Raw genomic sequence first — 20413 nt, 5'->3', positions numbered from 1 at the left:
TAGGTTTCCGTATGCGCAGATTAACTATTCTCCTTAGCACTATATTCTTAAGTTACCTAATACTAATAAAATCAGTAAGTGCCATTCCAGATATTCCCGAATTGCAATCTGATCAATTAGATATTATTTTCTTTAATGTACCTCATGGGGAAGCAAGCTTAATAAAAAATAACAGAGGAGAGCATATATTAGTTAATACAGCAAGCAAACGAAGTCAAAAAACATTATATCAACAACTAAGTAAGCTTCAAGTAGACCAAATAGATACAATTATCATTACGAACCAATCAGAGGAATACACAGGTAATTTATTGTATTTTTTGGAGCATTACCAAGTCAATAATATTATTATTCCAAATCACATGAATGAAAGTTTCTCGGAAGATCTCAATGTGAATAAGTGGACAATGGATAGTGAAGTTGAATTATGGGAGGATCTCTATATTCAAACTCTTGATCAAACAAAAGATGGTGATATTTCATTTTTAATGGGCTATGGTAAACAATCGATTTTATTTTTAAATGATAAGGATATTGCAATAGAACAGAAGCTGATTAACCAAACGGTAAATGTTGATATTTTAAAAGTTGCAGCATTTGGAAGCGGTCATTCTCCGTCACAAGAATTTTTGGAACATATAGATCCGTATATGAGTATTATTTTTCCTAGTCAAACACACAAAATTAATGAATCCTTAATAGAGCGATTAAATGCAACATGGATCGATGTTTATTTTTTAAAACAGTCAGGTACTGTATTTGTGCGCTTAAGTAAGGATGATTACGAAATTCTAACGGAAAATAGCTCTGTAAGTTAAACACCTCGAAATTTGCGCATATATATTTGAATATCTTGCAAGTTTTTAGTTGAAAAAAAAACGAAAGTCTATCAAAATAAAGTATGGAATGTTTTATGAAAGTTGGAGGTGTCCCAAATAAATCACTCAAAAATAACCACATTATCCACTGTTCAATTAGATTATTCAGAAGATTTGTATAAAATTGTCGATAATTTAAATCGTACACTTAAAGAAGATGATCTCATGTTTGGACTAACATTAAGTGAGGAAAATGATGAAAAAGCTATCTTTACCATTTATCGAACATAATAAGCTAGTAGCAATTGCCGTTATCAGTATTATTATATTATTAGGAGTAAGTTATTATTTTTTTTCTCTTTATCAAGATGTTATGGAGAGTAAAACAAGTGAATATAAAGAGATGGAACTAATGGTCATTGATAATACTAATCTCTCGGAAGTTCATAGCATTGAAAGGTATCATGGTGACCAATTATACTATGTATTAGATGGTGTTACTGACAATAATGAGGAATCTTTCGTGTATGTGTCACAGAATGATCAGGACTGGAAATTCGAAACTTTTAATAAGGAATCTTTACATTCTGAAGATGTATTACTTAAAGAATGGGAAAATCGATGCCAAAATTGTGAATATTTAGGGTCAACAATTGGATTGGATAACAATACTCCCATACTAGAAATTAAATACTTAGATTCATCTGAAAGACTGGTTTATGAACATGTCATATTAGAGGATAAATCGCATTATCGATTAACATTAACGCCATCATTTCAATAATAGAAAGGTGATAAAAACAATGGAATTAGCAAACAGAGTACAAACATTAACTCCTTCTGCCACTTTAGCGATTACCGCTAAAGCGAAAGAATTAAAACAAGCTGGACATGACGTGATTGGCTTAGGCGCGGGTGAACCAGATTTTAACACCCCTGAGCCTATTCTAAAAGCAGCAGCTACAGCAATGTATGATGGCTTCACAAAGTATACTCCAGCTGGGGGAACAGCAGAATTAAAACAAGCAATCCAGAAAAAAATGAAAGATGATCAAAAACTTTCCTATGACTTAGATCAAATTATTGTTACTATTGGTGCCAAACATGCACTATACACTCTTTTTCAAGTAATTTTAAATAAAGAAGACGAAGTGATTGTACCTACACCCTATTGGGTAAGCTATCCAGAGCAAATTAAATTAGCTGAAGGCAAGCCTGTGTTTATCGATGCAATGGAAGCTAATGAATTCAAATTAACTCCAGAGCAATTAGAACAAGCAATTACTAAAAAAACTAAAGCAGTTATTTTAAATTCTCCAAGTAATCCTACAGGTGTAATGTATGAAAAAGAGGAACTAGAAGCATTAGGCAAAGTATGTCTAAAACATAATATTTTAATTGTTTCAGATGAAATTTATGAAAAACTTACTTACACATCAACAGATCATGTATCTGTAGCAGAAATATCTCCTGAATTAAAAGAACAGACCGTAATTATCAATGGTGTATCTAAATCTCACTCGATGACAGGGTGGAGAATTGGTTATGCAGTTGGAAATAAACAAATCATTAAATCAATGACCAGCTTGGCTTCTCACTCTACCTCAAATCCAACATCCATTGCACAGGTAGCTGCGGAAGCGGCATATACTGGTTCACAAGAACCTGTGCGTGAAATGAAGGAAGCATTTAGTGAAAGATTAGAAAAATTATACGAATGGTTAGTGGCCATTCCAGGAATTGAGTGTGTAAAACCAAAAGGAGCATTTTATTTATTTCCAAATGTGAAAAAAGCATCGGAAATGAACGGGTTTGATTCAGTTGATGATTGGGTTAAGGCATTATTGGAAGAAGAAAAAGTAGCCCTTGTTCCTGGTTCCGGTTTTGGTGCGCCAAATAACGTAAGACTTTCTTATGCTATTTCACTAGACCAACTAGAAGATGCAGCAAACCGCATTAAACGTTTTGTTGAAAATCATCAGTAACAGGTTGTGGAGGATGACAAATGAAAACAACAATTAGCCAATCAGAGACATATCTAAATCAAGAGGTAACGTTAGGAGTATGGCTTGCTAACAAACGCTCAAGTGGTAAAATTGCCTTTTTACAACTCCGTGATGGTACAGGTTTTATTCAAGGAGTAGTAGTAAAAGCAGACGTTACTGAAGAAATTTTCAGTTTAGCTAAATCATTAACTCAAGAATCTTCTCTTTATGTGACTGGAAAGATTGTAGAGGATACTCGTTCACCGTTTGGATATGAAATGCAAGTGAAGCATATTGAAGTCATCCATGAATCAAGTGATTATCCTATTACACCAAAAGAACATGGACCAGAGTTCTTAATGGACCATCGTCATTTATGGTTACGTTCTAAGAAACAACATGCTATTATGAGAATCAGAAATCAAATTATTCAAGCGACATATCAATTTTTCCAGCAAGAAGGTTTTGTTAAAATTGATCCGCCTATATTAACAAGTTCAGCAGCTGAAGGTACGACAGAGTTATTCCACACTCAATATTTCGATGAAGAGGCTTATTTATCTCAAAGTGGACAGTTATATATGGAAGCAGCTGCAATGGCTCTCGGACGCGTTTTTTCTTTTGGTCCAACATTTAGAGCTGAAAAATCAAAAACGAGAAGACATTTGATTGAATTCTGGATGATTGAACCAGAGATGGCATTTGTGACACATGAAGAGAGTCTTGCTATACAAGAAAGCTATGTTCAATTTATTGTAAAGTCTGTTTTAACACATTGTAAATTAGAACTGAGCACGTTAGATCGCAATATCGACATGTTAAAAAATATATTAAAACCCTTTCCACGTATTACTTATGACAAGGCGATTAACATGTTAAAAGAAAAAGGTTTTACAGATATAAAATGGGGGGAAGATTTTGGTGCCCCACACGAAACAGCAATTGCGGAAAGTTTTGAACAACCAGTGTTCATTACCCATTATCCAAAAGACATTAAAGCATTTTATATGAAACCTGATCCTAATCGTGAAGATGTTGTTTTATGTGCAGACTTGATTGCTCCAGAAGGCTATGGTGAAATCATTGGTGGATCCGCTCGGATAGACGATCTAGCATTAATGGAACAACGGTACCAAGAGCATCAACTATCAACCGAAGCGTATGGTTGGTATCTTGATCTACGTAAATATGGCAGTATTCCACATGCTGGTTTTGGTTTAGGATTGGAAAGAACCGTAGCTTGGATTACTGGTGTAGAGCATGTTAGAGAAACAATCCCTTTTCCAAGGTTATTAAACCGATTATATCCATAAGTTGATTTGACTGAACTGTTCGTCGTACAGTCTTTTAGCAGCAAGAGAGTATACCGTATAATCCTTTGCAATTTGTTGTAAAGGATTATACTATTTTAGTATGTTATTTATTCAATAGAAGGTGGCTTTATACGATGAATCAAAAGTTACAATATATACTTCAGGATCAGATTAATATACCAATGTTACTGATTGAAAAACATGCAGCATTAGGTATTACAGAGAGTCAATTAGCAATTATTTTACAAATTCATGTCACACAACAAAAAGGAAACTTTTTTCCTACACCAGAAGAAATTTCAGAGCATTTAACCATTTCAAGTGAGGAATGTTCTTCTTTATTAAGACAGCTTATTCAAAGAGATTTATTATCGCTTGAAGAAGACAAAGGGGACGAAATGATTAAAGAATCGTATTCATTAGAGCGATTATGGCTAAAGTTATACAGTGAGAAAGAATCCGATGTAAAAGATGAGCAGCATATGGGAGAAGTGTTTCAAAAGTTCGAAAGAGAGTTCGGTCGTCCATTATCTCCATTTGAAATTGAAATGATTAATAATTGGTTAGATGAAGACCAACATGACACTTCTATGATTTATGCAGCCTTAAGAGAAGCCGTACTAATGGGTAAAGTGAATTTTAAGTACATTGATCGGATATTAATGGAATGGCAACGAAAAGGGGTTAAATCTGTTCAACAAGCCCAACAAACAAGTAAAGCTTTTCATCATAATCGTCAAACGGTCAGTGCTGAGAATAAGAAAGACCATCCATATGATAAATCATTATATTATAATTGGTTAGAAGAGTAGGGGAGAGTAATGTTAACAAAAAGAGAAATAAATATTGTACTAGACCAAATTGAAAAAATGTTTCCAGATGCAGAATGTGAACTTGTACATGACAATCCATTTGAATTGTTAATTGCAGTTGTCTTATCGGCTCAGTGTACAGATGCATTAGTGAATAAAGTAACAAAAGATTTATTTAAAAAGTACAAAACACCTGAAGATTTTTTGAGTGTTTCATTGGACGAATTACAACAGGATATTCGATCCATTGGATTATATCGTAACAAATCCAAAAATATCAGAAAACTCTGTACAACGCTGATTGAAAAGTATAGGGGAGTTGTGCCAAATACAAAGGCAGAGCTCGAAAAACTCGCAGGAGTTGGACGCAAAACAGCCAATGTAGTAGCTTCAGTAGCGTTTGATGAGCCAGCAATTGCAGTGGATACACATGTTGAACGCGTATCAAAACGTTTGGGAATATGCAAATGGAAAGACAGTGTTTTAGAAGTAGAAAAAACACTGATGAAAAAAATACCCAAACAAGAGTGGAGTAATACACATCACCGATTGATTTTTTTTGGCAGATATCATTGTAAAGCGAAAAGTCCCCAATGCGACATATGTCCATTACTAGACTTATGTCGAGAAGGAAAGAAAAGAATGAGAAAAAGCAGCAAGGTATAAAAACCTCGCTGCTTTTTTGTTCTTACTGATTTCCCTGTTCCTGATTTTGATCGTCTTGTTCATGTTGTTCCTGATCATCATTACTGTCTCCATCTTCATTATTATCATTTGGCGTTTCATCATCATCTTGCTCATTTTGCTGTTCTTCTTGATCTTCTTGATTGCCATCTTCATTCTCATTCTCTTCTTCATTGCCAATTCCTTGAGTCGACACTTCGATACTTGCTGATGGACCACGGACATCATTATTTTTTAAGAAAGGTGTCACACTAATTGTATAACTCTTATTGTTTTGTAGTTGTTTAATATTTACTGATTTCTTATTTGTATTGAATTGATCAATAGTCTGACCGCCCTCTTGAACGGTAATTTCAAATTCAATTGGACCATCTTCATTATATTCCCAACTAATTAATGCTGAACGATTTGCAGGGTCAAAGGTTTGATGCAGCTGACTAACCTGTGGTAAATCTTCAGGTTCATCTTCTGGTACTTCAACGGTAACGGTAACTGGATCACTTTCCATATCATCATTTACCGCAATAACTTCAATAGTATATGTTGTTCCTTTATCCACATTTGAAATTTCCACTTGCTTATCATCAGTTTCTGTTAGTTCACTTAGTGAACCATCAGTTCCTGCTGAAACGTTAAATTGAACGTCATCTTCCTCATATTCCCATTTCGCCGTAATCATCTCTTCTTCTTCATCATACGAAGCTGATAAGTTGGAAACAGGATCTAATTTATCATATTTCTCTGACACTTCATTTTTACCAGGTTCTGTTCCTTTGACAAATAACTCTGTAACGATTTCGGAATCAGGTGTGAATTCACTTGGGCGCTTGGCCGGATTGGACCCTTTTTCCACTTGTACCTCAACTACGGAATCTGGTTTAACAAAATCCGCTGTTTCCACATCTTGAGAAATGAATGACATTGTTTCTCTAAACAGATCTTGCGCTACCTTGGTATTGTTAAGTGCTTTACGCTCTTTATCAATCCCTGTCCATACAGCAATCGTATAATTGGTGGTATAACCAGCGAACCAAGCATCAGGACTCCCACCGCCTTCTTCATCCGTAAGGTTTGTTGTACCCGTTTTCCCAGCAAGTGGTAAGTTAGATACATTAGCTCGTGTACCCGTTCCCTCAGTTACAACTGTTTTTAACATATCTGTAACCATATATGCCGTAGAATCTGACATGGCAACAGTAGATTCAGATTGTAATTCTTCTGATCTTCTATCCGCATAATCTACTCTTAAGACGGAAAATGGTTCATTGTACATTCCTTCATTCCCAAAAGCAGCGTACGCACCTGCCATTTCAACAGGAGTGACACTTGAACCAGCCCCACCTATAGCGTCTGTTATTGTAAAGTCAGCCTCAAAATCCATTCCAATTCCTTCAGCAAATTCTTTTGCAGTACTATAGCCTACTTCTTCTAGCGTTTTGACTGCTGGTACATTTAATGATTCTTGTAGGGCATATCGAATCGACATCCATCCTTGATAACTTCGATTCCAATTTCGGATGGATTCATCAGTCCCTGCAATTGGGTATGGCTTATCATCGTTGATTTGATGATAGGTAGACCATTGTAATTCCTCAATAGCAGGGCCATAAGAGATAATTGGTTTCATGGCAGAACCACCTTGCCGCCCATCACCGTCAATTGCATAATTCCATCCGTTATTACCACGATTTCTACCAGGACCAATCGCTCTAATAGCACCTGTTTTAGTATCTAATACAGTAAGACCCACTTGCATATCTTCATCTTCACTATAATCAATAGGATTATCCTCTGCATCACTTAATAACAACTCAACATGTTCTTGTGCTTCTGGATCTAGCGTAGTATACACATTTAGACTATCTTTATAAATGTCTGCACCTGTTTTTTCCTGTACTTCTTTTCTCACTTGTTGGATAAACCCTTCATATTTTACAAAGTCCGGTTTTTTCTCTGTTAATAACTCTTCAATATTTACTTCTCTAGCTTCATCAGCTTCTTCTTCGCTTATTTTGTTATGTTGCACCATTAGATTTAAAACTGTGTTCATTCTTTCTTTCGTTAAATCTGGATTAACAAAAGGATCATAAGCGCTTGGACGTTGGGGGATACCTGCTAGTATTGCAGCCTCAGCTAAAGTAAGTTCTTCTAAATCTGTTTTTCCAAAGTACACTTCGGCAGCCATCGCAACACCATACGCACCTGCTCCATAATAAATTTTATTTACATACATTTCCATAATTTCTTCTTTGCTAAACTCTCGATCTAATTTAAGCGCTAACCATTGTTCTTGTACTTTTCGTTTTAATTTTTTATCATTTGATAAAAAAGAGCCTTTTACTACTTGCTGGGTAATCGTACTGGCACCTTGAGATCCAAAGCCATCCCTAAAATTAGCGATCACAGCACCACCAATGCGTTTTAAATCAATTCCCATATGATCATGGAACCTTACATCTTCAGTAGCTAAAATAGCATCCTCTAAAACTGTAGATAACTCACTATATTGTATTTTTGTACGTTTTTCAGCTCCTAATTTTGCAAAAACTTCTTCGTTTATATCATATAAATTTGTTGAAGCAGGATCTGAAAGTAACTCAGCATCCAAAGGAGGGGCAGTACTAATATAATAAGTGAAGAGCACTCCGACTCCTAAACCTATTAAAAGAATAGCTATTAATGCATACTTCATTATTTTTTTTCCGATTGGTTTCTTTTTGGATTTATTTTGCTTTAATTGTTCTCTTCTGGCAATTCTGGATCGACTTTTATCTGCCATCTGTTGTTCCTCCGTTCTCCATATAATACTGATCAATAACAGCTAAATAATCCACTTTCGCTTGATATCGAATAGGTATTATATAACCTTGCTTTTTCACAGTTTCATAACGTAATGATTTTCTTCCATTATTCTTAAATTGCTGTTCCCAATATTTGAATAGATTCTCAGCAGGGAACAAATAGGTTTCCTGATAGACGCTAAATCGAATTAAGATAAAGCATATACCGTAATGGTCTATCACTTGTTTCATATGATCAATTTGATGTTGATGAATATTATGAAGTGGAAAGGAATGTTTATTTTTAGTTTCCTTTGCTTCAAAATCGATATATTTCCCTTTGTACACTCCATTATAATCTGTAGTCGAGGCTTGCTTAAAATATGCCTCTTTTATAACTGCTGCACTACGTTTTGGATAGTCAACTTGTACTATTTGAACAGGTGTTGGCTTCTTATGAATGATAGCTACATTATGTGATAAGTAATATTGATTTGTATCATTAATATCTTTTTCCAGTGACATCCCACGGTTACTGTATACTGTTTGTTTAACATTACCTTTGTTTCTAATTTGTGATGACTTTTTCCCATTTGGATATTGCATAAAACTCCCTCCTACATCACCTGAAAACCATTTTAATCAATCAATAATGGATAGATCCATCATACGCTAACCAACCAAATTCTTCAATCAAAACGGATGTTAAAGCTTGCTATAATAGGAATGTCCTAACTTTAATATTCGATATTTTGTAACATTTATATGGGGGGAGTTTCATAAATTGCATCTATATTTAGTTGAAAGTCGACATTACGGGAGGCAATGTCGACTTTTGTTCTAGGTTGATGGGCGATTTGGTCCATTAAGTTTTTTATCGTTTTGCGTAGGAATTTCTTTGTTTTGCTGTTTCTCACGTTTGTTATTCATTTTTCGCTTATTATTTACTCGCAAAATAAATCCCTCCTTCATAATTTAGTTTGACTCATTTTGTTTAAATAATACGTATTATGCACCGCTGTGTCATGTTATTTCTAGTTTTGTCAATAACAAGGTATTTCAAACCTTAAACTCGAATAATATAAAAAAAGAAATGGAGGGATTCAGATGGACAGCAATGATTTTATTTTTACTAAAGAAATATGTGAAAACAAGTTAGATCATTTGATCAATATAGTAGAAAAGATGGAATACACATTAGAAACAAAAATTTCCCCTGATAAGACCTATTCCTTTTGGAAGAATAAAGAGGGGGCTTAACAGTATTATTTTCTTTCGAATCATGTTACAGTAATGATGGTTATTAAGTGAGACTTCAATCAGTGGAAGTTTTCCTTCCTACTGATTGTTAGCGAAACTTATTAGGTCGTTATTTCTTCACCTATACGAAAAACGGACTTGGAGGGTATTACGAACGGTTATGCCATGATAACTGAGAAGAAAGGCGGTAAGTCATTGTTACTGTTAACATATATGGAAGAATTAGAAAAAGAGCTATCCTCGTTACAAGAATATTATCTTACACATGAAAAGCCAGAAAATAAACGTGATCCGGAATTTTTTGCATTTGTAAAAGAACAAACGGAACCTATATTTATTAAAGTAGATAAGTGGTATGAAGAAGCTTTAGTATTTGTGAAAAATCGAGATGTGCAAGTCCATCCCCAACAAATTGAGTCGACCGAAGAAAATATAAAATTATTGTTGCTCCATAGTTATTACATTGACGTACGAAAAAAACGGTATATGGAGTTATATCAATCTGTATTATATGTATTTGACTTGTTAAAGAATGACATAAGTTTATAAAAATTCGGACTAATAGGTTGATGTCTTAGACAATCTTCACTAGTATGACATACGCTAGTATAGAATAATATTAGTGAGGTGACTATTTATGAGACATCGAAGACCTTTTGGCTGTGGAATGCCAACACAAACAGTTGTCCATCCAACGAAATATAATCAAGTGAACACTTGTACCGAAAGTGAAGTAAAGCATATTCATCCATCACATACGAACTGTGTTAATCATCACCTTGTGAAAAACACTCATTATTTCCCACACACGACCTCTTATCAAAATACGGTAGATCAAGTTAACGTATATGGTGGACCAATGCAAGGACCAGGGCAATTCGGGGGTTTTAGTCAACCCGGACCAGGGCAATGGAACCCGCAAAACAATATGCCGCGCTAAATCAACAAAACTGTCATGATCCAATCATGACAGTTTATTTTTATTTGAAAAAAATATACTTATTTAATGAACAAAAGAAGGATTATAAGACACCACTTAGGTGGTAATTATGAGATTTTACAACTGCTTAACAGTCGCTCCGGCTTGTCTGTTTCCCTTTCCGCGGGTTTTTCTCCTCAGCTAACTTTTTAAGCGCAGTTCGCTAAAAAAGTGGATCTTCGGATAAAAACTTCCCGCAGGAGTGGAAACGGACGCCTTCGCTTTTTATATTCTACAACTTAAGTAACAATAATCATGTTGACTAATTCACTTTTTCCTAACAAATTGTAATTAAATTACTCATCATTGTTATTAATTTAATCTGATTTATTGTCTAATTGTAACCATCCAAGATATTAGCATTTGCAATAGTTGTAGATTCCCAATAAGCGGAGGCGTCCACTTCCACTCCTGTGGGATCGTTTTCCCTGAAGATCCACTTTTTTATGTGGTTTTTGCATGAAAAAGTTAGCTAAAGGGAAAACCCCACGGAAAGGGAAGTGGACAAGCCGAAGCGGTTACTACGCACATATATCCTTTCAAAATAACCTCTAGAGTTATGGCATTGTCCTACTTTTGTTCACTAAGTATATTTTTCAACTAATATATTTAGTGAGAGGGATCGAGGTTTATTCTTATAAATATTGCTATATACACATAGAAATTTTGACGATGACTAGAATATCATGGTGATATGTTTTATACTAGTACATAAAGTTTCTTCCTTTCGAGAAAGTAGTGTATAAAATTGAAGGTCATAACAATAGCAGGTAATAAACCGATGGAATTGAATATAAAAAATGAGAAGGATACGCGCATCGAATTTATTAAAACTGCTTTTAAACAAAGATTATTATCCCTAATCGATGAAGGCTTAGAATGGGTTATATTGTCCGGACAAATGGGAGTTGAGTTATGGGCGGCACAAGTGATCCTGGATTTAAAATTGATGTATCCGATAAAATTAGGAATATTTCCTCCATTTCTAGAATATGAATCTAGATGGCCGGAGGTTTATCAAGAAGCTTTTTTACAGGTAACTGAACAAGCCGATTTCTATCAGCCTTTATACAATGAAAATTACAAAGCACCATTCCAATTTATTAATAAAGATTATTGGCTATTAGAAAAATCAGAAGGATGTTTAATGCTTGTAGATGAGGATTATCCAGGTAGTGTTAAGTTTTTTTTGGATAAGGCTAAGAAGGAACAAGAATCTAATAATTATGTGATATTGTTTATTACACCAAATGACCTTGAAGACATCGTTAGAGATCAGCAGGAGAATAATGACATAGAATTAGATTAAAAATTGACAACTTATATCTTTTTTGAAAAAATGAGTAGTAATGATTAAATGAGGTGGAAATAATGGCAAATCAATTGAATGGAAAAGATATTTTAGAGAAAAGCTTTAAAACATCAATGAGAGGTTATAATCAAGAAGAAGTGGATGAGTTTTTAGATGTTATTATTCAAGATTACGAATTCTTTCAACAGGAAATTGTAAGACTACAACAAGAAAATGATCGTGTGAAAAAGCAATCCGACAATACAAGGATCAGACCCAGTACTTCCAATCATCAAGTTAATTATGATATTCTGAAACGACTTTCGAATTTAGAAAAAGCTGTTTTCGGAAAAAAGTATGAAGATTAAATTGGAAAGTTAAGATATGTTTTCCATTGACTAATAAAGGATACATGTTACAATAATGAAGGCTTAATCAGCGAAGGAATGAATGTTGAGTAATCGCTGCATATATTGAATATGTAGAGGAAAGTCCATGCTCACACAAGCTGAGACGCTTGTAGTGTTCGTGCTTGACGAAATCATAAGTCAAGGTAACCTAATATGGTTAACGGCAGGGAAAACACCTACGTCTTTTGATATGGTGTTACTACCTTGAAAGTGCCACAGTGACGTAGCTAAATAGGAAACTATTCAGGTGGAACGAGGTAAACCCCTCGAGTGAGCAACCCAAATATTGGTAGGGGCATCTTCTAGTAGGGAATTCAACCGAAAGAAGGACAAGTTTTTGCTTGTAGACAGATGATTACACCTTTGGTACGAGGCTGACCACCGTTTGGAGTACGAAAGAACAGAACATGGCTTACGGACATTCATTCGGTCATTTAATTGATGAAGAAGAAACCCCTTTTTTAATAAAAGGGGTTTTGTTATACATAAAGTGACACACATCAGAAAGAAAGGGATGCAGATATGAAAACGGTGAAATTAATAGCAACTGCAGCAATGGGACTTGAATCACTCGTCGCAAAAGAAGTACGTCAGTTAGGATATGACGATGTAACAGTAGAAAACGGGAAAGTTATCTTTAATGCTGATCATCATGCAATTGCCAGATGTAATTTATGGTTACGTACCGCAGATCGAATTAAATTAATTGTTGGAGAATTTGAAGCGACAACGTATGACGAGCTCTTTGAAGGAACCAAAGCATTAGATTGGGAGCAATACATTCCTGAGAATGGTAAATTTCCAGTTGTCGGCAAGTCACACAAATCCAAATTATTCAGTGTGCCCGACTGTCAATCCATTGTAAAAAAAGCGATTGTTGAAAAATTGAAGCAGAGGCATGGGATTGCAAACTGGCTAGAAGAAACCGGTGCTGAGTATAAAGTGGAAGTTGCCTTATTGAAAGATAAGGTGACGTTAACATTAGATACCTCTGGTGCTGGACTCCACAAGCGTGGATACCGTATTGGACAAGGGGATGCGCCATTAAAAGAAACACTAGCGGCAGCACTTGTTCAATTAACAAATTGGCGAGTTGATGAACCGTTTCATGATCTCTTCTGTGGTTCTGGAACAATTCCCATTGAAGCAGCCTTGATTGGACAAAATATTGCTCCAGGTTTTAATCGTTCATTTGCTGCAGAAGAGTGGGAATTTATCTCTTCCTCTGTTTGGGATAAAGCTTTAGAAGAAGCTGAAGATTTAGCTAATTATGATCAGCCGCTTGCCATTTATGGAACAGATCTTGATCCAAAAGTAATTGAAATTGCAAAAGACAATGCTATTGAAGCTGGATTAGCTGATCTGGTTAGTTGGAAGCAAATGCAAGCAACAGATTTTCATTCCCAAGAGGAGGGAGGATACATTGTTAGTAACCCTCCCTATGGCGAACGTTTAGGAGATAAAAAACAAGTAGAAGCTGTCTATCAAAAGCTTGGAAAAGTACTAAAAAATTACCCAACCTGGAGTATTTACATTCTAACAGCAAACGAAAATTTCGAATCATTATTTGGCCAAAAAGCTTCAAAAAAGAGAAAGCTATTTAATGCTTTTATTAAAACCGATTACTATCAATATTTCGGTAAAAAACAATAAATTAATTATGAATAATAAACTGCACCTCCCAATCAAAAACATTGGAGGTGCAGTACTTTTTTACATTTTTCTACCCGAATCTAGTATTAAGTAAGAGGGTATCCACTAGACTTCTAACTTAAAAAAATCTATACTAACATTAGAATCATTTTAAATCTGAGATAAAGTATAGTACCAACCAGTTGTTTTTTTACTACTGGTTGTTTGCGGATCTTACCAAGATGTTTTCGTCCATTTATCAACTTGAAGTATGAAATACGGACGGTTTGTACTGTATAAATAGTTTTACACGAGCGAGGGATTAGTAGTGAAGGACAGTGAAATATTGGCTCATTTTTTAGAAAAATTATGGTCAAAGGGATTTAAGCTTACAGATGAAGAAGTTCATTTTATTTATTTTGGACAAAAATATACAAATACTTCAGTTGATCATGTTGAATTGGCATTACTGTACACCTTACAATTACAAATGACATTTGATCGAAGCTTTTACATAAGTTTGTTAGAATTATTTGCACGTCACAATGTCAAAAATAGAAAGCAAGCCATTTTGATTCTTAAACAAAATGACTTGATGGATTAATTTTGATTCATTAAAGCTTTCCGTGCCAATATATCTGCACGTTTATTTTGTTTTTCTGGAATCCATTTAATAAAAAAATAGGGAAATATATTTGTTAAACTATTGATTCTATCTAAATAGATTTGATAACTTTTATTCTTTACATAATTTTTATCAATAGCATCAACTACTACTTTAGCATCCGAACGACAAGAAATTATTTCGGTAGAGAAATGTTCTCTACAATATTCTAAAGCTTTGATAACAGCAATAAATTCCGCTTCGTGATTCGTATATTCCCCAATATACTGTAATTCTTCTTTTTGTATTTTGCCATATTTGATATAGATGCCCACACCACTAGGCCCGGGATTTCCTCTACTGGCACCATCCGTATATACTTCAATCATAGCAGCCCTACCTCCTAAAAGATAAGAAAAATAGTTATTCATCTTTTACTTTATACATTTTCTTTAAGCTTTGGTTTCATTCTTTTTGCTATATATAAAAATGGTGTATCTAAGGCTGAAACTACAAATTTTATAACATAAGTGGTAAATAATATGCTAAGCCAAACATCAAACTCATACTCACTATAAAAAGCAATAGAGCAAAATATTAAAGTGTCTACAAATTGACTTATCATCGTACTACCATTGTTACGAATCCATAAATGTTTATTAGATGGGAGCAGTTGCTTCAGTTTCCCGTATATCCACACGTCTAAATACTGACTGACTACATAGGCTAGCATACTGCCAATTGCGATATTCGGTATTAGTTCAAATATTGTTTCTAATGCGCCTTGTGCAAAATCATCTGCATGTGGTGTAAATCTAATCGCAACTTGCATGACAATTGTCATTATCAGAAGGGAAGAAAACCCCATCCAGACTGCTTTTTTCGCTTCCTTCTTACCATGATTCTCGTTTAAAATATCGGTTGCTAAAAAGACGGTCCCGTAAGTGATATTACCGAGAGTTGCGACAAGTCCCACCATTTCAACGGCTTTTAATACTTGAATGTTTGCAAGTACGGTTGACATCCCAATCCATACGAATAAACCTGCTTTACCAAATAATCGGTACATAACAATTAAAAGTGCAAAATTTATAAGGGCAAAAATTAGCCATAAAAGTTCATTTTCCAAAAATATCCTACCTTTCTGTGCTGTATCTAAATTGATATGATATCTGTGTATACAGTCAATAAATAAAAATACCATAAATCGTGTAAATATGTAAGTGAAACATTTATATAAATTTTAAAAAAATTTCCAAAGCATTATAAAAGGCGATGAATAGATCATCGCCTTGGTCTTTATATTTATTTTTTCTCTACATTTGCAGCTTGTGGACCTCTTTCGCCTTCAACGATTTCAAACGTTACTTCTTGACCTTCCTCTAACGTTTTGAAACCTTCCTGTTGGATAGCAGAATAATGTACAAACACATCATTTCCTTCTTCCAATTGAATGAAACCATAGCCTTTCTCTGCGTTAAACCATTTTACTACACCGTTTTCCATGTTATCTTTCCTCCTAAAACCTTTCACGCAAAAACGTGGTAATACAAAAAAGATGATGACTAATGAAAAAGGTAGCAACTACAGAAGTTAAGGATCATCATTCCATAGACTTCCAGAGAAGCTACCTGATAATAATGAAACCAAAACATCTTCTTTGCTTGTAACCAATATAGCTTATTTTACCAATATCGTCAAGATTTCTTGTATGTAAAAAGCCCTTTATTGTTAAGGGAACAATCCTTTTCATATCATAAAAAAAATGGTATCTTATTAGCAGTAATTTATCCAAGTATGCTCTAATAGTTCACTATAGAAATCACAAATGAGGTGTCGAAATTGTCGATTTTAGTAGGCTTAACCGGGTGGGGAGATCATGCTTCCTTATATCAAAATGCTAAAGATAGACAAAATAAGCTATATACATATAGTTCCCAATTTCCAGTAGTTGAAATTGATAGTTCGTTTTATGCTATACAGTCGAAGGAAAATTACCAAAAATGGGTAAATGAAACACCCGAAAATTTTTCGTTTGTGATTAAAGCGTTTCAAACCCTTACTGGACATGACCGCAAGTCCCTAACAAATAGAGAAGCTAAACAAATAGTAGATGACTTTATCGAATCCATTACACCTGTGATTCGTGCGAATAAGTTAAATACAGTATTATTTCAGTTTCCACCTTGGTTCTCTGTGAAACAACGAAATCTTCAAAAAATTAAAAAAATTAAGCATTGGATGGGGGATATACCAGTCGCTATAGAATTCCGTAATCGTACCTGGTTTGAGGGATATCAAAATGAAACCCTTTCTTTACTAAAAGAATTAGGCGTTACACATGTAATATGTGACGAACCACAAGCGGGAGAAGGATCTGTCCCTATAGTAGAAGATAGTACAAATGATCATGTATTAATTCGTTTCCACGGTAGAAATGTCCATGGCTGGAATAACCATGGACAGGAAAACTGGCGAGAAGTTCGATTTTTATATTGCTATAATCAAAATGAATTACAGGAATGGGCGCATCGTATTCAAACATTAACCAAGAAAGCAAAATCAGTCACAGTACTGTTCAATAATAATTCAGGAGGGGATGCTGCTGACAATGCTAAACAATTATTAGAATTATTGGATATAGATTATAAAGGTTTAAATCCAAAGCAGATTGATTTATTTGATTTTTAATGTCATCTAACATTTTCACTTATTGAAAAGTTACGCGCTTTGCTCCTAAGTATCTTTCAGACCAATAACTGTTATCTACACTTGTAATTTCGACACCATTTGACTCTCCCGCATGAATAAATTGTCCGTTCCCTAAATAGATGCCGGCATGAGATGGCCCTGGTTTATATGTTTCAAAAAAGACAAGATCTCCCACAGAAGGCTGGTTTACTTTTTTAGTAGCATTCCATATGTCACTAACGGTACGAGGTAGTGCTACACCAATCTGTTGAAAGACATATTGTAAATAGCCACTACAATCAAACCCTGCAGTTGTAGTTCCTCCCCAACGATAAGGAGTTCCTATAACTGCCTTTGCATTTGTCAGCAATCCACCAAGATTTTCAGTATTAGTTGTTTTTTGCACTGATTCAGCTGTGGTTTTTTGCTCTTCTTTATCAGGTGACTCTGATGTATTTTCCTCCTGCTTTACTACTTCAACAGAAGCAATTTGTGGTTCAACTGTTTTTTCTTCTTTGATTTCTGCTTCAATGTGATGGATCTCTAAGCCTTTATCTTGCTTGTAAGCACGTAATGCCTGATCCGATTTTTCTCCAAATATACCATCGATATTTGCACGGTAATAGCCAAAATAGTGTAATGCTTCTTGTAATTCCTTGACCTCATCACCTGTGTCACCGATTGAAAACTCTAATTCATCATTTAACTGTTGAAGGTAGTATTTTTCTTCCTTGTCAATAATCGATTTGACTGTTTGCTGATCCGCCTTTCCATTTTGATCGAGTACTTGATCTTCTTGAAATTTCTTTAAGGCGTATTCCGTCAGGATACCAAACTCTCCATCAATCGATGAATCGTAGTAGGATAGCTTTTGTAATTTATGTTGTAGCATCCGAATTGATTCATGCTGCATGCCGTATTTGAGCATGTTCGACTGTTCCAGTATTTCATTTTGCATCATGGGATATGCGTCGACATAAAAAGAAAAAGGTTGACTAAATGCAAAGCTGTAAGCGACGGAGTGTTTTACTACTCGTGATATTTGATCTTGTAACATCATAAAACCACCCCTTGCGAATAGTATTACTTACAAAAAATTTATGTTAAAATGATAAAAATATGATTTTTTGTTAGTATTGTTACGAATTTGTAATAATTATGCACTAGGAAGGAAGAATAGAATGTCAATGAGTGAGAAAGCTTATTTGGATTTATGTGAAAAAGTCTTGGCAGAAGGCACAAAAAAAGATGATCGAACGAACACTGGTACATTATCTATATTTGGTCATCAAATGCGCTTTAATTTAGCGGAAGGCTTTCCTTTGTTAACAACTAAGAAAGTTCCATTTCGATTAATTGTCAGTGAATTATTATGGTTTATCAAAGGAGATACCAACATCCGTTATTTATTGCGTCATAATAATAATATTTGGAATGAATGGGCCTTTAAAAAGTGGGTGGAAAGTGAGGACTATAATGGTCCAGATATGACCGATTTTGGTCATCGTTCCACAAAGGATCCAACATTTAAAAAAGATTATGATAAGCAAATGGCAATCTTTAAAAAGAATATTCTTGAAGATGATGATTTCGCCGAAAAATTTGGTGACCTTGGCTCTGTGTATGGTTCACAATGGAGGGCATGGAAAACAACTCAAGGCGAAACAATCGATCAATTAAAAGAGGTTATTGATTCCATAAAACATAATCCTTATTCAAGAAGACACATTGTTTCAGCCTGGAATCCCGAAGATATACCAACAATGGCATTACCGCCATGTCATACGATGTTTCAATTTTACGTAGCGGATGGTAAATTAAGCTGCCAATTGTATCAACGAAGCGGAGATATCTTTTTAGGTGTACCATTTAATATAGCCAGCTATGCATTGTTAACTTATCTTATTGCAAAAGAATGTGGTTTAGAACCAGGGGAATTTATCCATACATTCGGTGATGCACATATTTACACGAACCACTTAGAACAAGTACAAACACAACTAGAGCGTGAACCTAAAGCATTACCTACACTTTCTATTAAAGATGGTGTGTCTGTTTTTGATGTAGAAATCGAGGATATTGATCTAAAAAATTATGATCCACATCCAAGCATTAAAGCGCCAGTAGCAGTGTAAAAGGAGGAGAAGTTGAATGATTTCGTTACTTTTTGCAATGGATAGAAATCGAGTCATCGGAAAAGATAATACATTACCATGGCATTTACCAAAAGACTTAAAATTTTTTAAGGATCTTACATTAGGTAATTCCATTATTATGGGTCGTAAAACATTTGAATCGATGAACGGTCCTTTGCCAAAACGAGATAACATTGTATTAACTTCAAATACAGATTTTCAACATGGAAATTGCAAGGTAATTCACTCGATTGAAAAGATAAAAGAATGGGACAGTGAAAACCCTGAGAAAGAATGGTTTGTGATTGGTGGGGAAGTAATATTTAAGCAAGTGATTGACTTTGCTGATCGCATTTATATGACCTATATTGATGAAGCGTTCGAAGGAGACACTTTTTTTCCTGACTTTGATGAATCCAACTGGACGGTGACATCTAAGGAAAAAGGGGAAAAGGACGACAAAAATAAGTATGATTATTATTTTATCCAATATGACCGTAAAAAATGATACTAATTTCATCGTTTGTAAAGACAAGCATGTTAAATCATGATAAGATGAGAGTAATTATGTTTTGACTTTTTATTAAAAGGGGCGCAATATATATGTTATCTCAAATTGGAATTCCTGGTTTAATTTTAATATTAGTGATTGCTTTAGTTATCTTTGGGCCGAAGAAATTACCTGAAATCGGCAAAGCAACAGGTGAGACATTACGCGAGTTTAAAAAATCAGCAAAAGATATCACAGAAGATGATACTGAACCAAAAGAAAATAAATCATAATAACTTTATGAATAATAATCGAGGTGAAAGTTATGTTATCTAATATTGGCTTTCCTGGTTTAATGTTAATATTAATCATTGCTTTAGTTATCTTTGGGCCATCTAAATTACCTGAGATTGGCAAAGCTGTTGGTAGTTCATTACGTGAATTCAAGAAAGCAACGAACGACCTTATGAATGACGACAAGGATAAATCAAGCAAATAATTTGAAAAAGGTGTAAAAGGACTTCTTTTA

The 20413-nt window shown here is 34.6% G+C and carries 26 protein-coding genes and 1 other RNA gene; 20 read left to right on the top strand and 7 right to left on the bottom strand.

The window, feature by feature from the left end; genetic code table 11:
- The first annotated feature begins 11 nt into the window (after positions 1-11).
- The 7 genes from BUC25_RS11860 (at position 12) to nth (ending at position 5594) form a co-directional block, all read left to right on the top strand.
- The gene (locus BUC25_RS11860) at positions 12-818 is read left to right on the top strand and encodes a ComEC/Rec2 family competence protein (protein ID WP_073202080.1); all 807 of its coding nucleotides are present in this window, start codon (positions 12-14) and stop codon (positions 816-818) included.
- A 117-nt stretch (positions 819-935) separates the two neighbouring features.
- Positions 936-1109: a YpmA family protein gene (locus BUC25_RS11855; protein ID WP_244535181.1), complete on the top strand. Its 174-nt coding sequence runs from the start codon at positions 936-938 to the stop codon at positions 1107-1109.
- Positions 1075-1602 (top strand): cell wall elongation regulator TseB-like domain-containing protein, encoded by a 528-nt coding sequence (locus BUC25_RS11850; protein ID WP_073202078.1) that lies wholly within the window; start codon positions 1075-1077, stop codon positions 1600-1602. Before BUC25_RS11855 ends, BUC25_RS11850 begins: the two co-directional genes overlap by 35 nt.
- 19 nt (positions 1603-1621) lie before the next feature.
- Positions 1622-2803 carry a pyridoxal phosphate-dependent aminotransferase gene (locus tag BUC25_RS11845; protein WP_073202077.1) on the top strand — a complete coding sequence of 394 codons (1182 nt, stop codon included), beginning with the start codon at positions 1622-1624 and terminating at the stop codon, positions 2801-2803.
- Positions 2804-2823: 20 nt separating this feature from the next.
- Positions 2824-4116 (top strand): asparagine--tRNA ligase, encoded by a 1293-nt coding sequence (gene asnS, locus BUC25_RS11840; RefSeq protein ID WP_073202076.1) that lies wholly within the window; start codon positions 2824-2826, stop codon positions 4114-4116.
- Positions 4117-4250: 134 nt separating this feature from the next.
- Positions 4251-4928 (top strand): DnaD domain-containing protein, encoded by a 678-nt coding sequence (locus tag BUC25_RS11835; RefSeq protein WP_073202075.1) that lies wholly within the window; start codon positions 4251-4253, stop codon positions 4926-4928.
- 9 nt (positions 4929-4937) lie between these two features.
- Positions 4938-5594, top strand: coding sequence for an endonuclease III (gene nth, locus BUC25_RS11830; RefSeq protein ID WP_073202074.1), 657 nt, complete (start codon positions 4938-4940; stop codon positions 5592-5594).
- Positions 5595-5616: 22 nt separating this feature from the next.
- On the opposite strand, the gene BUC25_RS11825 is transcribed toward nth, so the two are convergent.
- The 3 genes from BUC25_RS11825 to BUC25_RS19490 form a co-directional block, all read right to left on the bottom strand.
- The gene (locus tag BUC25_RS11825; protein WP_073202073.1) at positions 5617-8391 is read right to left on the bottom strand and encodes a penicillin-binding protein 1A; all 2775 of its coding nucleotides are present in this window, start codon (positions 8389-8391) and stop codon (positions 5617-5619) included.
- Positions 8381-8998, bottom strand: a complete 618-nt coding sequence (gene recU, locus BUC25_RS11820; protein ID WP_073202072.1) for a Holliday junction resolvase RecU — start codon at positions 8996-8998, stop codon at positions 8381-8383. The genes BUC25_RS11825 and recU overlap by 11 nt, the downstream gene beginning before the upstream one ends.
- A gap of 234 nt (positions 8999-9232) precedes the next feature.
- Positions 9233-9346, bottom strand: a complete 114-nt coding sequence (locus BUC25_RS19490; RefSeq protein WP_244535175.1) for a spore protein — start codon at positions 9344-9346, stop codon at positions 9233-9235.
- Between the two features lie 153 nt (positions 9347-9499).
- Here BUC25_RS19490 and BUC25_RS19390 point away from each other — a divergent pair, with 153 nt between their 5' ends.
- From BUC25_RS19390 to BUC25_RS11785, 8 genes are all read left to right on the top strand, one after another.
- The gene (locus BUC25_RS19390; RefSeq protein ID WP_170862691.1) at positions 9500-9652 is read left to right on the top strand and encodes a hypothetical protein; all 153 of its coding nucleotides are present in this window, start codon (positions 9500-9502) and stop codon (positions 9650-9652) included.
- A gap of 165 nt (positions 9653-9817) precedes the next feature.
- Positions 9818-10201 carry a DUF1798 family protein gene (locus BUC25_RS11815; protein WP_244535174.1) on the top strand — a complete coding sequence of 128 codons (384 nt, stop codon included), beginning with the start codon at positions 9818-9820 and terminating at the stop codon, positions 10199-10201.
- Between the two features lie 88 nt (positions 10202-10289).
- Positions 10290-10592 carry a CotD family spore coat protein gene (locus BUC25_RS11810; RefSeq protein WP_073202071.1) on the top strand — a complete coding sequence of 101 codons (303 nt, stop codon included), beginning with the start codon at positions 10290-10292 and terminating at the stop codon, positions 10590-10592.
- A gap of 787 nt (positions 10593-11379) precedes the next feature.
- The gene (locus BUC25_RS11805; protein ID WP_073202070.1) at positions 11380-11940 is read left to right on the top strand and encodes an SLOG family protein; all 561 of its coding nucleotides are present in this window, start codon (positions 11380-11382) and stop codon (positions 11938-11940) included.
- Positions 11941-12002: 62 nt separating this feature from the next.
- Positions 12003-12290 (top strand): cell division regulator GpsB, encoded by a 288-nt coding sequence (gene gpsB, locus BUC25_RS11800; RefSeq protein WP_170862690.1) that lies wholly within the window; start codon positions 12003-12005, stop codon positions 12288-12290.
- An 81-nt stretch (positions 12291-12371) separates the two neighbouring features.
- Positions 12372-12752: RNase P RNA component class B (gene rnpB, locus BUC25_RS11795), an RNA gene on the top strand.
- A 102-nt stretch (positions 12753-12854) separates the two neighbouring features.
- Complete coding sequence (locus BUC25_RS11790) at positions 12855-13985, top strand: THUMP domain-containing class I SAM-dependent RNA methyltransferase (protein ID WP_073202069.1); 1131 nt, start codon at positions 12855-12857, stop codon at positions 13983-13985.
- A 307-nt stretch (positions 13986-14292) separates the two neighbouring features.
- The gene (locus tag BUC25_RS11785; RefSeq protein ID WP_073202068.1) at positions 14293-14568 is read left to right on the top strand and encodes a DUF6123 family protein; all 276 of its coding nucleotides are present in this window, start codon (positions 14293-14295) and stop codon (positions 14566-14568) included.
- On the opposite strand, the gene BUC25_RS11780 is transcribed toward BUC25_RS11785, so the two are convergent.
- From BUC25_RS11780 to BUC25_RS11770, 3 genes are all read right to left on the bottom strand, one after another.
- Entirely contained in the window at positions 14565-14957 is a 393-nt protein-coding gene (locus tag BUC25_RS11780; protein WP_073202067.1) for a ribonuclease HI family protein, read from the bottom strand. The genes BUC25_RS11785 and BUC25_RS11780 overlap by 4 nt on opposite strands.
- Positions 14958-15007: 50 nt before the next feature.
- Positions 15008-15697 (bottom strand): queuosine precursor transporter, encoded by a 690-nt coding sequence (locus BUC25_RS11775; protein ID WP_073202066.1) that lies wholly within the window; start codon positions 15695-15697, stop codon positions 15008-15010.
- A 176-nt stretch (positions 15698-15873) separates the two neighbouring features.
- Complete coding sequence (locus tag BUC25_RS11770) at positions 15874-16074, bottom strand: cold-shock protein (protein ID WP_058307618.1); 201 nt, start codon at positions 16072-16074, stop codon at positions 15874-15876.
- Positions 16075-16410: 336 nt separating this feature from the next.
- Here BUC25_RS11770 and BUC25_RS11765 point away from each other — a divergent pair, with 336 nt between their 5' ends.
- A complete protein-coding gene (locus tag BUC25_RS11765; RefSeq protein WP_073202065.1) occupies positions 16411-17259 on the top strand; it encodes a DUF72 domain-containing protein in 849 nt (282 codons plus the stop codon).
- Between the two features lie 19 nt (positions 17260-17278).
- Here the strand turns inward: BUC25_RS11765 and BUC25_RS11760 are convergent, their stop codons facing one another.
- On the bottom strand, positions 17279-18316 hold the full coding sequence (locus BUC25_RS11760) for a C40 family peptidase (protein ID WP_244535173.1): 1038 nt from the start codon (positions 18314-18316) through the stop codon (positions 17279-17281).
- A gap of 124 nt (positions 18317-18440) precedes the next feature.
- On the opposite strand from BUC25_RS11760, the gene BUC25_RS11755 reads away from it, so the two are divergent.
- The 4 genes from BUC25_RS11755 (at position 18441) to BUC25_RS11740 (ending at position 20383) form a co-directional block, all read left to right on the top strand.
- Positions 18441-19394 (top strand): thymidylate synthase, encoded by a 954-nt coding sequence (locus BUC25_RS11755; protein WP_073202063.1) that lies wholly within the window; start codon positions 18441-18443, stop codon positions 19392-19394.
- A 16-nt stretch (positions 19395-19410) separates the two neighbouring features.
- Positions 19411-19902, top strand: a complete 492-nt coding sequence (locus BUC25_RS11750) for a dihydrofolate reductase (RefSeq protein WP_073202062.1) — start codon at positions 19411-19413, stop codon at positions 19900-19902.
- A 95-nt stretch (positions 19903-19997) separates the two neighbouring features.
- Positions 19998-20177: a twin-arginine translocase TatA/TatE family subunit gene (locus BUC25_RS11745; RefSeq protein ID WP_073202061.1), complete on the top strand. Its 180-nt coding sequence runs from the start codon at positions 19998-20000 to the stop codon at positions 20175-20177.
- 32 nt (positions 20178-20209) lie between these two features.
- A complete protein-coding gene (locus BUC25_RS11740) occupies positions 20210-20383 on the top strand; it encodes a twin-arginine translocase TatA/TatE family subunit (protein WP_058307624.1) in 174 nt (57 codons plus the stop codon).
- Positions 20384-20413: the final 30 nt, after the last annotated feature.

The sequence above is a fragment of the Gracilibacillus kekensis genome, assembly GCF_900143085.1.
GTDB lineage: Bacteria > Bacillota > Bacilli > Bacillales > Amphibacillaceae > Gracilibacillus > Gracilibacillus kekensis.
This window is presented reverse-complemented; position numbering and strand designations above follow the sequence as displayed.

Bases quoted from the DNA above. Each gene is read 5' to 3' on its own strand.
- BUC25_RS11860 (WP_073202080.1), top strand. From the start codon at position 12: ATGCGCAGATTAACTATTCTCCTTAGCACTATATTCTTAAGTTACCTA.
- BUC25_RS11850 (WP_073202078.1), top strand. From the start codon at position 1,075: ATGAAAAAGCTATCTTTACCATTTATCGAACATAATAAGCTAGTAGCA.
- BUC25_RS11845 (WP_073202077.1), top strand. From the start codon at position 1,622: ATGGAATTAGCAAACAGAGTACAAACATTAACTCCTTCTGCCACTTTA.
- asnS (WP_073202076.1), top strand. From the start codon at position 2,824: ATGAAAACAACAATTAGCCAATCAGAGACATATCTAAATCAAGAGGTA.
- BUC25_RS11835 (WP_073202075.1), top strand. From the start codon at position 4,251: ATGAATCAAAAGTTACAATATATACTTCAGGATCAGATTAATATACCA.
- nth (WP_073202074.1), top strand. From the start codon at position 4,938: ATGTTAACAAAAAGAGAAATAAATATTGTACTAGACCAAATTGAAAAA.
- BUC25_RS11825 (WP_073202073.1), bottom strand. From the start codon at position 8,391: ATGGCAGATAAAAGTCGATCCAGAATTGCCAGAAGAGAACAATTAAAG.
- recU (WP_073202072.1), bottom strand. From the start codon at position 8,998: ATGCAATATCCAAATGGGAAAAAGTCATCACAAATTAGAAACAAAGGT.
- BUC25_RS19390 (WP_170862691.1), top strand. From the start codon at position 9,500: ATGGACAGCAATGATTTTATTTTTACTAAAGAAATATGTGAAAACAAG.
- BUC25_RS11815 (WP_244535174.1), top strand. From the start codon at position 9,818: ATGATAACTGAGAAGAAAGGCGGTAAGTCATTGTTACTGTTAACATAT.
- BUC25_RS11810 (WP_073202071.1), top strand. From the start codon at position 10,290: ATGAGACATCGAAGACCTTTTGGCTGTGGAATGCCAACACAAACAGTT.
- gpsB (WP_170862690.1), top strand. From the start codon at position 12,003: ATGGCAAATCAATTGAATGGAAAAGATATTTTAGAGAAAAGCTTTAAA.
- BUC25_RS11790 (WP_073202069.1), top strand. From the start codon at position 12,855: ATGAAAACGGTGAAATTAATAGCAACTGCAGCAATGGGACTTGAATCA.
- BUC25_RS11780 (WP_073202067.1), bottom strand. From the start codon at position 14,957: ATGATTGAAGTATATACGGATGGTGCCAGTAGAGGAAATCCCGGGCCT.
- BUC25_RS11770 (WP_058307618.1), bottom strand. From the start codon at position 16,074: ATGGAAAACGGTGTAGTAAAATGGTTTAACGCAGAGAAAGGCTATGGT.
- BUC25_RS11760 (WP_244535173.1), bottom strand. From the start codon at position 18,316: ATGTTACAAGATCAAATATCACGAGTAGTAAAACACTCCGTCGCTTAC.
- BUC25_RS11755 (WP_073202063.1), top strand. From the start codon at position 18,441: ATGTCAATGAGTGAGAAAGCTTATTTGGATTTATGTGAAAAAGTCTTG.
- BUC25_RS11750 (WP_073202062.1), top strand. From the start codon at position 19,411: ATGATTTCGTTACTTTTTGCAATGGATAGAAATCGAGTCATCGGAAAA.
- BUC25_RS11745 (WP_073202061.1), top strand. From the start codon at position 19,998: ATGTTATCTCAAATTGGAATTCCTGGTTTAATTTTAATATTAGTGATT.
- BUC25_RS11740 (WP_058307624.1), top strand. From the start codon at position 20,210: ATGTTATCTAATATTGGCTTTCCTGGTTTAATGTTAATATTAATCATT.